Raw genomic sequence first — 11,156 nt, 5'->3', positions numbered from 1 at the left:
GGCACTCACTGGTCGGCAAGCTCCCTGAGGATCGGCGCGACCTCGTCGAGCAGGCGTCGCTGCTCAGGGGTGAGCAGCGCGAGTCGCTTGGTGAACCAGGCGTCTCGCCGCCGTCGCGTCTCGTCGATGAAGGCACGGCCGGCCGCCGAGAGGTCGAGCGTGACCTTGCGGGCGTCGTCCTCGGCGGTGACCCTGGTGACGAGTCCCGCCGCGACGAGGGCGTTCACCGTGCGGTTCATGCTCGGCGGCGTCACGTGCTCGTGCTCGCTGAGCGAGCCGAGGGTCTGCGAGCCCTTGTTGTCCAGCGCGAAGAGCACGCTGCGCTGGCCCTCCGTCACGTCTTCGTCGGCCTGCATCGATCGGATGCGACGGGCGAGACGCTGGATGGAGAGGCGGAGTTCCTGATCGTCGTGCGGCACAATTACTTAGCATAGCAAATTAGCCTTGCTAACGAAAATTGGAGGGCCGCCGGGAGCAATACACTGGGGGCACGATTCGCGAGCGGAGGAGGCCGGATGATCCAGTTCATCGCCGAGCGCCAGGAGCGCACCTTCGTCGATGCGGACGGCGTGACCATCCACTTCTACCAGTGGAAGGTCGGCAAGCCGCGCGGGATCGTGCAGATCGCGCACGGCCTCGGCGAGTACGCCGGGCGCTACGAGGAGCTCGCGCAGAAGCTCGTCGCCGCCGGCTTCACCGTCTACGCCGACGACCACCGAGGCCACGGCCAGACGGGACTCGACCAGTGGGGCGGCGACCGCTCGAAGCTCGGCGACCTCGGCCCGGGCGGCATCCGCTCCACAATCGCGGAGGTTCGGCAGCTCAGCCAGATCATCCGCGAGGAGAATCCGGGAGTGCCGCTCGCCCTCCTCGGGCACAGCTGGGGATCGCTCATCGCGCAGTCGATCGTCAACAAGCACGCCGAGGACTACGACGCCCTCGTGCTCACCGGCACCGCGTACCGCACGCTCATCCACATGAACGGCGGCGACCTCGCCAAGAAACACGCCCACCTCGGCAGCACCGGCTACGAGTGGCTCAGCCGCGACGACAGCGTCGGGCAGGCGTTCCTCGACGACCCGCTCACCTTCAAGGCCAACGGGATGAAGCTCTTCGGGCTCGCGGACAGCCTGCGGCTGCTCGGCCGGCCGGCCAGGAACCTCGCCAGGGACATCCCGGTGCTGATCCAGATCGGCAGCGAGGACACTCTCGGCGGGGAGCGCAGCGTGGAGAAGCTTGCCAGGGCGTATCTCAGCCGCGCCCAGCTCAGCGACGTCGAACTCATCGTCTACGCCGATGCCCGGCACGAGATCTTCAACGAGATCAATCGGGAAGAGGTCTACGCGGACACCATCGCGTGGCTGCTCTCCCGCCTCGCCCCCGCCGGCTGACCGCCGAAGCAGTTTCTCATGGCGCGGGTTGCTCGTGCTCGCCTTTCTCGTGCCGCGGATTTCTCGTGCCTCGCGTTTCTCGTGCCTCGCGTTTCTCCGGAGGTTTCGGGTCGTCTGGCCCGTTTCGGCCCTTTCGGGTCTGATTTGGGGCCGGGATCCGCGGATGCTCCGGAGAAACGTGAGTGCGGCGGGCGGTTGGGCTCTCGCGGGGTCGGCGCCGGCGGTGCGGCCGCGCTGCTTGCACTGACGTGCCTTGCGTTTCTCCGGAGGTTTCGCGCCCTCTGGACCGTTTCGGCCCGTTCGAGGCCGATTTGGGGTCGGGATGCGCGGATGCTCCGGAGAAACGCGAGGGCGGCGGTGAGGGCGGCGGCGAGGGCGGCGGGTGAGTGCGGCGGGCGAGTGCGGCGGCGCGGGTGAGGCACGTGAGGGCGGGCGAGCCCGGACGCGCGAGGCTTAGGCTGGAACTGGCAAGCGGGCAGTCGAATCGAGAGGCACATCCATGCACGGCGAGTTCAAGGTTCCTGGCGGCAAGCTGGTGGTGGTCGACCTCGATGTCGTCGACGGCCTGATCGCGAACTTCCACCTGTCCGGCGACTTCTTCCTCGAGCCGGACAGCGCCCTGGGCCGCATCGACCACGCGGTGAACGGTCTGTCGGAAGACAGCGACGCGGCCACGATCGCGACCGCGGTGCGTCGCGCCCTGCCGGAGGACGCGATCCTGCTCGGCTTCGCGCCGGAATCGGTGGCCGTGGCCGTGCGCCGCTCGCTCGCCCGTGCGACCAGCTGGACCGATTACGACTGGCAGCTCATCCACGGGGAGGCCTATCCGCCCGTGCTGCAGATGGCCCTCGACCAGGTGCTTTCGGAGGAGGTCGGCTCCGGTCGGCGCCAGCCGACCCTGCGCATCTGGGAGTGGAATGAGCCCGGCGTGGTGATCGGCAGCTTCCAGTCGGTGAAGAACGAGGTGGACCTCGAGAACGCGGCGAAGTACGGATTCCAGGTGGTGCGCCGGGTGAGCGGCGGCGGGGCCATGTTCATGGAGGCGGGCTCCGTGATCACCTATTCGATCTACGCGCCGATCGAGCTGGTGCAGGGGATGACCTTCGCCGACTCCTACGCCTTCCTCGACGAGTGGGTGATCACCGCCCTCAAGTCACTTGGCATCGACGCGTCTTACCAGCCCCTGAACGACATCACGAGCCCCACCGGCAAGATCGGCGGGGCAGCCCAGAAGCGACTCGGAACCGGCGCCGTGCTGCACCACGTGACGATGAGCTACGACATGGACGGCGACCGCATGGTCGAGGTGCTGCGGATCGGGCGCGAGAAGATGAGCGACAAGGGAACAAAGAGCGCCAACAAGCGCGTCGACCCGCTGCGCAGCCAGACCGGGCTCAGCCGCGCGGCCATCATCACGCGCATGGAGGAGACCTTCACCGGCCTGTACGGGGCGTCAGCGAGCGACGTCACGATGGACGAACTCGCCCGCGCCCAGCAGCTTGTCGTGGACAAGTTCGGCACCGAGGAGTGGCTGCAGCGCGTTCCCTAGGTGCTCGAAACCACCGGGAGATTCCGCGACATCCACGAATCTCCGGAGTGTCGATTACCCTTGAGACATGAACTGGTGGATTTTCGGTGCCGTGGTGCTCGGCATCGTCGTCCTCGGTTACCTCGCGCAGCGCTTCGGCCTGATCGATCTCAGCGGGCACGATAAGCCCAAGAGTTCGGGGACCGGGGCCGGGCTCATCGGCATCGGCGACGAGGTTTTCGCTCCAGCGCGGCACGAGGCGGCGATGGAACTGGATCGCCAGACGATCCTCCCCGCCCCCGCGCCGGTGGCCGGCGATCCGGATCGGGGCATCTATAACGGCCAGGTCAAGATCGACCTCAACCGAGGATCCCGCAGAAGCTAACTAGCCGCGAGCTAACTAGCCGCGCAACTCCAGCTCCTGGTATTCCGGGTGCTTCTCCAGCCAGTCGACCACGAACGGGCACTCTGCCACCACGCGGTAGCTCGTGTCGGTGCGGATGGAGTCGAGCACCGACTGCACCATCTGCGCCCCGAGTCCGCCGCCCCGCAGGTGCGGGTCGATCTCGGTGTGGGTGATGTGGATCGAATTGCCGCGCAGGGTGTAGTCGGTGAGCCCGACCTGTTCGCCGTCCTTCTCGAAGACGTAGCGGTTCTGGCCCGGGAGATGCAGCACTTCGGTAGACATCCGTCGAGCCTACGTTCGCCACGCTCGCCGACGCAACGTGACGGTCCGCCGCGATGGGAGAATGAGGGAATGTCCCAGCTCTTCACAGCCGATTCCCCGAATCGGGTGATCCTGGGAGACAACCTGGAGGTTGCGGCCGGGCTTCCCGACGGCGCCTTCACCCTCATCTACCTCGATCCGCCGTTCAACACCGGGCGCAGCCAGGCCAGGCAGTCGACGACGAGCGTTCGGTCGGCGGACGGCCCGATCCGCGGGTTCAAGGGCCAGCAGTACGAGCGCATCCGCGGCGACCTGATGAGCTATGACGACCGCTTCGAGGACTACTGGCTGTTCCTCGAGCCGCGGCTCGCCGAGGCCTGGCGCCTGCTCGCCGACGACGGCACGCTCTACCTGCACCTGGACTTTCGCGAGGCGCACTATGCCAAGGTGCTGCTCGACGCGCTGTTCGGCCGGGAGAGCTTTCTCAACGAGATCATCTGGGCCTACGACTACGGGGCGAAATCCAAGTCGAAGTGGCCCACCAAGCACGACACGATCCTCGTCTACGTGAAGAACCCGCAGGGGTATCACTTCGACTCGACCGCTGTCGACCGCGAGCCGTACATGGCGCCGGGGCTCGTCACCGCCGAGCAGGTGGCTCGAGGAAAGCTCCCGACCGACGTCTGGTGGCACACGATCGTCTCGCCGACCGGCCGGGAGAAGACCGGATACCCCACTCAGAAGCCGGAGGGGATCCTGCGCCGAATCGTGCAGGCATCCAGTCGCGAGGGCGACTGGGTGCTCGACTTCTTCGCGGGCTCCGGCACGACGGGTGCGGTCGCCGCCGCCCTCGGCCGCCGTTTCGTGCTGGTCGACCAGAGCGAGGAGTCGATCGCGGTGATCGGCGCCCGGTTGGCCAAGGCCGGAGTCGTCTTCTCCTAGCGGGCGTCAGGTGGTGATCGGGATCCCCGCGGCCTTTCCCACGCTGGCGGCCCAGTCGCGGGCTCGGTCGAGTTCGCCATCCTCGAGCACGGTGTCCTTGGACACGAGGAAGCTCGCTCCGGGCAGCACGGCGTGCGAGCCGCGTGCCTTCAGCTCGTGTTCGATGCGTCCCGAGGCGGCACCGGAGAGGAGTCGAGCGATGTCCGCCCGGGTGTCGAACGCCGCGAACAGCGGCGGCACGCGATCGAGGCCGTCGATCCACTCCCGCACCCCGGTTCCGGGGGCGAGGGGTTCGAGGGTGAGCTTCTTCGCCGGGTCGTTGGCCCAACTCGGCGCCTCGTCTCGGGACGTCTGACGGCTCATCCCGTGCACGTGGGTCGGGCCGCCCACCACCAACAGGCTCGCGGACTCCGCGGCATCCTTGGCCGAGGCGTCATTGACGTTGACGAGGGTCACCGGACCGTATGGACCGAGCCCGTCGGCGATCGCCTCGGCGACCTGCCGGGTGTTGCCGAACATGGATTCGTAGACGACGACGATGCTCATTTCAATGCTCTCCCTAAAAGAGTCGCGGGGATGGAAGTACCTCCACGTTCCCTCCTCTGTCGTTGGCGATTAGGGTCCAACGTCCCGTGCCACGGGCGCTGATCGGCGCTCCGCGCGAAACTGGAGGACAATCGGAATCCGGCGGAGGGAGTACCGGTGACGGATGTGGACACCCCGGATGTGCTGGTGATCGGCGCCGGCCCGACCGGCCTGCTTCTCGCCGTCGTGCTGGCGCGTCGCGGCGTGCGGGTCGCCATCGTGGACCGGAAGGCCGGTCCGACGGTCGAATCCCGCGCCGTCGTGCTTCAAGCCCGCACCATGGAGATCTACGACCAGCTCGGCATCGCCGGGCGCATGGCTGCAGCGAGCACCGAGGCTCGGTTCGTCGTCCCGGGATACGGCCGCCGCCGCTTCGGCAAGCTTAAGGTCGGGGCGATCGGCGAGGGAGTCACCCCGTTTCCCCGACTCACGGTGCTCGAACAGAGCAAGACCGAGTCCATCCTGGGAGCGCATCTCGCCGAGCTGGGGGTGTCCGTCGGGTGGAATGCGACGGTCGAGCTGCCAGAAGGCCTCGCCGCGTCTGGCGAGGTGGTGGTGCGTTCGCCGGAGGGCGTTCGCCGCATCCGCGCCCGCTACGTGGTCGGCGCGGACGGCAGCAACTCGGCCGTGCGTCGGGCGCTCGGCATCGACTTCGCCGGCTCGACCTACGGCCACACCTTCTTCGTGTGCGACGCCGACCAGGCGGTGGGGCTCGTGGCGGATGCGGTCAACCTGAGGCTGGGGGACGCCGAGTTCCTGCTGACCTTTCCCCTCGACGCGGACAACGCAGCCGGCCATCACCGCATCATCGGGCTGCTTCCCCCGACCGGCGGGGGCGACATCGTCGAGTCGTCGGCGCGAGCGGCGGTCGACGGTGCGTTCGGCGTCCGCTGGGGGCAGTCGAAGTGGTTCTCGACCTACCGGGTGCAGCATCGCACGGCTGCCGTGTTCCGCAAGGGTCACGTCTTCCTTGCCGGCGACGCGGCCCATGTGCACTCTCCGGTGGGCGCGCAAGGCATGAACACCGGGTTGCAGGATGCCCACAATCTCGCCCTCAAGCTCGTCGACGTTCTCTCCGGGCGGGCCCCGGAGTCGTACCTCGACCGCTATGAGGCCGAGCGGCGCCCGGTGGCGCTCCGATTGATGTCCACCACCGATCGGGTGTTCGGTCTCGCCACCTCCTCGACTCCGCGCGCCCGGTGGGTGCGGCGTCGTGTCGCGCCGGTCCTCGCTCCGTTCGTGATCCGCGTGCTCCCGCGGCTGCCCGGGTCCTCTCGCTTCTTCGAGTACCTCTCCCAGACCCGCATCCACTACTGGATGGATGCCGGGGCGAAGCAACGAGAGAACGGCCGGCGCGACCCCGTCGTCGGCCGACGGCTTCCCTGGACCGGCGGCAACTACGTCTCGCTGCGCTCCTTCGAGTGGCAGGTGCACGGCTATGGAGGGTCCGATGCCGCGGAGGTCGGCGCCGCCCTCGGCGTGCCGGCCCATTCGTTTGCGTCGATCGGTCGCACCGCCCTCGCGCCGGGGCTGCTCTACCTCGTGCGTCCCGACGGCTTCGTCGCGGCGAAGGCGGCTCCTTCGCACGCGGAGCGGGTCTTCGGGGCGGCGCTGCCCTGGCGGTGACGGTCGAAGGCCGGTTACGCGGAGTCGCGCTCCACGATGTGGGTCTCCAGGATGCGCTTGTGCTCCACCGGCTCGCCGCGCAGGAGCGCGAGCATCATCCGGGCCATTTCGGCACCGACCGCCTCGGAGGGTTGGTGCACCGTCGTGAGCTGGATGGTGCCGCTGGTCGCGGCGGGGGAGTCATCGAACCCCATCACGGCGACGTCCGCCGGCACGCTGAGGCCCCGCTCCATGAGCACCTGGATGGCGCCGATCGCCATGAGGTCGCTCGCCACGAACACGGAGTCGAGGTCGGGAAACCGGTCGAGGATCTCGCGCATGGCGCGCGCGCCGCTCGCGAGCGAGAAGTCCCCGTAGGCGATCCGCTCAGTCGAGAGCCCGGCCGCTGCCATGGCACGAGACCAGCCCGCCGTGCGGTCGAGGCCGGCCGGCATGTCGGATGGTCCGGCGACCATCGCGATCCTGGTGTGCCCCTTGTCGATCAGGTATTGCGTGCCGCGCTCTGCGGCGGCCACGTTGTCCACGTCCACGAAGTAGGCGGGTGGGTCGTCCGGACGCAGAGGTCGGCCGCCGTAGACCACCGGCATCGAGGACGCAAGGCTGCCCGGAAACAGATCGCCCGAGTGGTGCGAGACGACGAAGGCGCCATCGACATTGCCGCCGGCGAGGTAGCGCATCGTCTTCTCACGGGGGTGGGACTGTGCCACCTGCAGGGTGAGAACGTAGTCGCTCTCGTCGAGACCCCTGGTGATGCCCTGCACGATCGCGGCGAAGTACGGGTCACCGAAGAACCGTGTGGTGTCTTCGGGAATCACCAGCGCGATCGCCATGGTCTGGTTGTTGGCGAGAGACCGGGCGGCGCGATTGGGGATGTAGTGCAACCGCTCGATCGCCGCGTTCACGGCCGCCTCGACATCCGGGCTCACCTGGTTCGACCCGTTCACGACGCGAGAGACCGTGGACCGCGACACGCCCGCCTCGGCGGCAACCGCTTCCAGGGTCGGCGCGACACGGCGGGGTGGCGGCACAGTAGTCATTTGAAACGAAGTCTAGCCAGTGATCCCGGCCCTACAGCGCTCTCCTCGCGATGATGTCGCGATACTCGATGGCGCTGTCCTTGGGGGTGCGCCGCTGGGTGTCATAGTCGACGCGCACGATGCCGAAGCGCTTGTCATAGCCCCAGGCCCACTCGAAATTGTCCATGAGCGACCAGTAGAAGTAGCCCTTCACGTCGACTCCGTCATCGATCGCGTCGAGGATCGCACCGAGGTGCAGTCGAAGGAACTCGAGCCGGTCGTCATCGTGCACCGAGCCGTCGGCCTCGACCACATCGTTGTACGCCGCGCCGTTCTCCGTGACGTAGAGGTCGACCCCGGCCGGGCCGGTGTACTCGTCGTGCACGCGCCGCAGGAGCCTGGTGAGCCCCTCGGGCTGCACCTCCCACCCCATGGCGGTGAGCGGGAGCTCACGCGGGTGCCAGAACACGCCATCTGCGGCGGGAAACGGCGAGCGTTTCGGTCGTTCGGAAGGCGCGGCGGTCGTGGCTTCAGCGGCCCCGGGTCGTGAGCTCACGAAGTCGCCGTGGTAGTAGTTGACGCCGAGAACGTCGATCGGTGCGGAGATGATGGCCAGGTCGCCCGGCTGCACCACTGTCTCGAAGTCGTTGCCCGCGACATCCGCCAGCACGTCTTCGGGGTATTCGCCGCGGAAGATCGGGTCGAGAAAGAAGCGGTTGAACTGCCCGTCGATGCGGCGAGCGGCGTCGATGTCCCCCGGCTCGTTCGGATCGACCGGGTCGGCCACGGTGAGGTTGAGGGTGATGCCCAGTTCGAGGGACGAGTCGCGCGATCGAAGCTCGTTCACGACGAGGCCGTGACCCAATAGCAGATGGTGGCCGGCGGCCAGGCCCGCGGGAACCTCCTGGCGACCGGGGGCGTGCTCCCCGCCGATGTACCCGAGGAACGCCGCGCACCATGGCTCGTTGAGCGTGGTCCACGCCGTCACCCGGTCGCCGAGCACGTCGTGCACGGTGGCGGCGTATTCGGCGAACCGGAACGCGGTGTCTCGGTTGGCCCAGCCGCCCTTCTCCTCGAGGGCCTGGGGCAGGTCCCAGTGGTAGAGCGTGAGCCACGGCTTGATGTTCTTTTCCAGCAGCTCGTCCACGAGCCTCGAGTAGAAGGCGAGACCCTGCTTGTTCACCTCGCGGCCGTCCGGGCGTACCCGGGACCATGACGTGGAGAAGCGGTAGGTCTGCAGCCCGAGATCCGCCATCAGAGCCACGTCGTCGGCGAACCGATGGTAATGGTCGCAGGCCTCCTCACCGGAGTCGCCGCCCACGACGGCGCCCGGAACGCGGCAGAATGCGTCCCAAATCGAGTCGGTGCGGCCGTCCTCGTGAGCGGCGCCCTCGATCTGGTACGCCGCGGTCGCCACCCCGAACAGGAAGTCCTGGGGAAACGCTCGGCGGGAGCCTTCCCGCGTCGGCCGGATCTCGCGCAGTGTCATGTCGGTCATCCTTTTACTGCTCCCTGCATGATTCCGGCCACCAACTGACGGCCCGCCACAGCGAAAAGGACGATCAGCGGGATCGTGGCGAGGAGCACTCCGGCAAGCACGATCGAGTAGTTCACGAAGTAGTTCGCCTGAAGTGTAGCCAAAGAAACGGGAAGGGTGGGATTCGAGGCGTTCAACACGATGAAGGGCCAGAAGAAGTTTGTCCAGGTCGTGATGAAGGTGAACAGGGCGAGCATCGCGGCGGCGGGACGCGCGGCGGGCAGGCCGACGCTCCAGAACGAGCGGAACATGTTCGCACCGTCCATGCGGGCGGCTTCGATGAGCTCGTCGGGAAGCGACTGGCTCAGATACTGGGTCATCCAGAACACGCCGAAGGCCGTGACGAGCGCGGGCACGATCACGGCGCCGAGGGTGCCGGTCCACCCGAACGAGGACATCGCGATGAACAGGGGGACGACGCCGAGCTGGGTCGGCACTGCCATGGTCGCGATCACAAAGGTGAGCAGCCCGCGCTTGCCCCGGAACCGGAGCTTGGCGAACGCGTACCCCGCGAGCGTGGAGAAGAACACCACCGAGGCCGAGACGACCGTCGAGACGATGATGCTGTTCGTGACCGACTTCCAGAAGTTCACGCTCTCGTTGTTGATCACCGACGCCGCGTTCGTGAAGAAGTTGCCTCCCGGGATCCAGGACATGTTGGGATCGTTGATCGTGCTGGAGTCCCCGCTTCCGATCAGCAGCGACCAATAGAGGGGGAACACCGACCCGAGGATCACCGCGGCGAGGAAGCCGTAGGCGACAAGGCCCGGGCCTCTGCGCTGAAGTGACCGCTTGCGCCGCCTCGTCACTGCAGACGACGCCAGTCGTGGGTTCAGCGCGCTCATTTGCGGACTCCTTCGTTGCTGGCGATCAGGCGGGTGATCGCCAGGTTCACGAGACCGATGATGACAATGACGATGAACAGCAGCCAGGCCACGGCCGATGCGCGGCCGAAGTTGAGTTGGGTCCAGCCGAGGTTGTACAGGTAGAGCGTGAGAGTGAGCCACTGACCGTTGGCGCCGCCGGTGCCGGTCTGGTCGAACAGCTTGGGCTCATCGAAGATCTGGAGACCGCCGATGGTCGCGGTGATGATCACGAAGATGAGTGTCGGCCTCAACTGCGGCACGGTGATGGAGAAGAAGCGGCGTACCGGGCCCGCCCCGTCGATCTCGGCGGCCTCGTAATAGTCCCGCGAGATCGCCTGCATTCCGGCGAGCAGGATGAGGGCGTTGTACCCGGTCCAGCGGAAGTTCACCATCGTCGCAATCGCGAGCTGGCTGGCCAGCGGGTTCGAGTGCCACTGGATCGCGGGCACTCCGATGTGCCCGAGAAGCGTGTTGACGAGTCCGTAGCGGTCCCCGTACAGGTTGCTGAAGATGAGGGCTACCGCCACCGGCATGATGATGTAGGGAATCAGAACCCCCATGCGCCAGAAGGTTTTGCCGCGGAGGTTTTGGTCCAACACCGCGGCAATGACTATCGCCACGGCGATCTGGGGCACCGCCGAGAGCAGGAAGATGCTGAAGGTGTTGCCGAGCGCCTTCCAGAACGTGGCTTGGGACAGCACGAAGGTGAAGTTGTCGAGGCCGACGAAGTCGCCCTGCCCGCCGATGAGGTCCCAGGCGTGAAGCGATACCCAGCCCGTGTAGAGCAGCGGGAAGAGCCCGACCACGGCGAACAGCAGGAAGAACGGCGAGACGTAAAGGTAGGGCGAGAACTTGATGTCCCAGCGACCCAGGGTCTGGCTGAAGGCGATGCGGCGAGGCGAGCGGTCGACGCGACGAAGAGTTGTTGTGGTGGTCATGGAGCACTCCGGGGGTTGGGGGCGATGCATCCGGCGATGAGGCCGTGCCCGTCGGACGGG

At 67.2% G+C, this 11,156-nt stretch carries 12 protein-coding genes; 5 read left to right on the top strand and 7 right to left on the bottom strand.

What is annotated here, in order from left to right; genetic code table 11:
* Window positions 1-5: 5 nt before the first annotated feature.
* Window positions 6-419, bottom strand: coding sequence for a MarR family winged helix-turn-helix transcriptional regulator (locus ACHZD8_RS11990; RefSeq protein ID WP_394770657.1), 414 nt, complete (start codon window positions 417-419; stop codon window positions 6-8).
* Window positions 420-515: 96 nt separating this feature from the next.
* On the opposite strand from ACHZD8_RS11990, the gene ACHZD8_RS11985 reads away from it, so the two are divergent.
* The 3 genes from ACHZD8_RS11985 (at window position 516) to ACHZD8_RS11975 (ending at window position 3,304) form a co-directional block, all read left to right on the top strand.
* On the top strand, window positions 516-1,391 hold the full coding sequence (locus tag ACHZD8_RS11985; protein WP_394770656.1) for an alpha/beta hydrolase: 876 nt from the start codon (window positions 516-518) through the stop codon (window positions 1,389-1,391).
* 499 nt (window positions 1,392-1,890) lie between these two features.
* A complete protein-coding gene (locus tag ACHZD8_RS11980) occupies window positions 1,891-2,940 on the top strand; it encodes a biotin/lipoate A/B protein ligase family protein (RefSeq protein WP_394770655.1) in 1,050 nt (349 codons plus the stop codon).
* Window positions 2,941-3,007: 67 nt separating this feature from the next.
* Window positions 3,008-3,304: a hypothetical protein gene (locus ACHZD8_RS11975; RefSeq protein ID WP_394770654.1), complete on the top strand. Its 297-nt coding sequence runs from the start codon at window positions 3,008-3,010 to the stop codon at window positions 3,302-3,304.
* A gap of 15 nt (window positions 3,305-3,319) precedes the next feature.
* Here ACHZD8_RS11975 and ACHZD8_RS11970 read toward each other — a convergent pair whose 3' ends face one another.
* Window positions 3,320-3,607 carry a GNAT family N-acetyltransferase gene (locus tag ACHZD8_RS11970; RefSeq protein ID WP_394770653.1) on the bottom strand — a complete coding sequence of 96 codons (288 nt, stop codon included), beginning with the start codon at window positions 3,605-3,607 and terminating at the stop codon, window positions 3,320-3,322.
* Window positions 3,608-3,676: 69 nt separating this feature from the next.
* Between ACHZD8_RS11970 and ACHZD8_RS11965 the strand changes: the two genes are divergently transcribed.
* On the top strand, window positions 3,677-4,528 hold the full coding sequence (locus ACHZD8_RS11965; protein WP_394770652.1) for a DNA-methyltransferase: 852 nt from the start codon (window positions 3,677-3,679) through the stop codon (window positions 4,526-4,528).
* A gap of 6 nt (window positions 4,529-4,534) precedes the next feature.
* Here ACHZD8_RS11965 and ACHZD8_RS11960 read toward each other — a convergent pair whose 3' ends face one another.
* The gene (locus ACHZD8_RS11960; protein WP_394770651.1) at window positions 4,535-5,074 is read right to left on the bottom strand and encodes a flavodoxin family protein; all 540 of its coding nucleotides are present in this window, start codon (window positions 5,072-5,074) and stop codon (window positions 4,535-4,537) included.
* A 156-nt stretch (window positions 5,075-5,230) separates the two neighbouring features.
* On the opposite strand from ACHZD8_RS11960, the gene ACHZD8_RS11955 reads away from it, so the two are divergent.
* Entirely contained in the window at window positions 5,231-6,739 is a 1,509-nt protein-coding gene (locus ACHZD8_RS11955) for an FAD-dependent monooxygenase (protein ID WP_394770650.1), read from the top strand.
* A 14-nt stretch (window positions 6,740-6,753) separates the two neighbouring features.
* Here the strand turns inward: ACHZD8_RS11955 and ACHZD8_RS11950 are convergent, their stop codons facing one another.
* The 4 genes from ACHZD8_RS11950 to ACHZD8_RS11935 are packed head-to-tail and all read right to left on the bottom strand — an operon-like array spanning window position 6,754 to window position 11,096.
* Complete coding sequence (locus ACHZD8_RS11950; RefSeq protein WP_394770649.1) at window positions 6,754-7,776, bottom strand: LacI family DNA-binding transcriptional regulator; 1,023 nt, start codon at window positions 7,774-7,776, stop codon at window positions 6,754-6,756.
* 31 nt (window positions 7,777-7,807) lie between these two features.
* Entirely contained in the window at window positions 7,808-9,253 is a 1,446-nt protein-coding gene (locus ACHZD8_RS11945) for a GH1 family beta-glucosidase (RefSeq protein WP_394770648.1), read from the bottom strand.
* Entirely contained in the window at window positions 9,250-10,137 is an 888-nt protein-coding gene (locus tag ACHZD8_RS11940; RefSeq protein ID WP_394770647.1) for a carbohydrate ABC transporter permease, read from the bottom strand. The genes ACHZD8_RS11945 and ACHZD8_RS11940 overlap by 4 nt, the downstream gene beginning before the upstream one ends.
* Window positions 10,134-11,096 carry a carbohydrate ABC transporter permease gene (locus tag ACHZD8_RS11935; protein ID WP_394770646.1) on the bottom strand — a complete coding sequence of 321 codons (963 nt, stop codon included), beginning with the start codon at window positions 11,094-11,096 and terminating at the stop codon, window positions 10,134-10,136. The genes ACHZD8_RS11940 and ACHZD8_RS11935 overlap by 4 nt, the downstream gene beginning before the upstream one ends.
* Between the last annotated feature and the right edge of the window lie 60 nt (window positions 11,097-11,156).

Source organism: Lacisediminihabitans sp. (assembly GCF_043726815.1).
Taxonomy (GTDB): domain Bacteria; phylum Actinomycetota; class Actinomycetes; order Actinomycetales; family Microbacteriaceae; genus Lacisediminihabitans.
The sequence above is the reverse complement of the archived record's forward strand: the minus strand, read 5'-3'. Positions and strand labels throughout refer to the sequence as shown.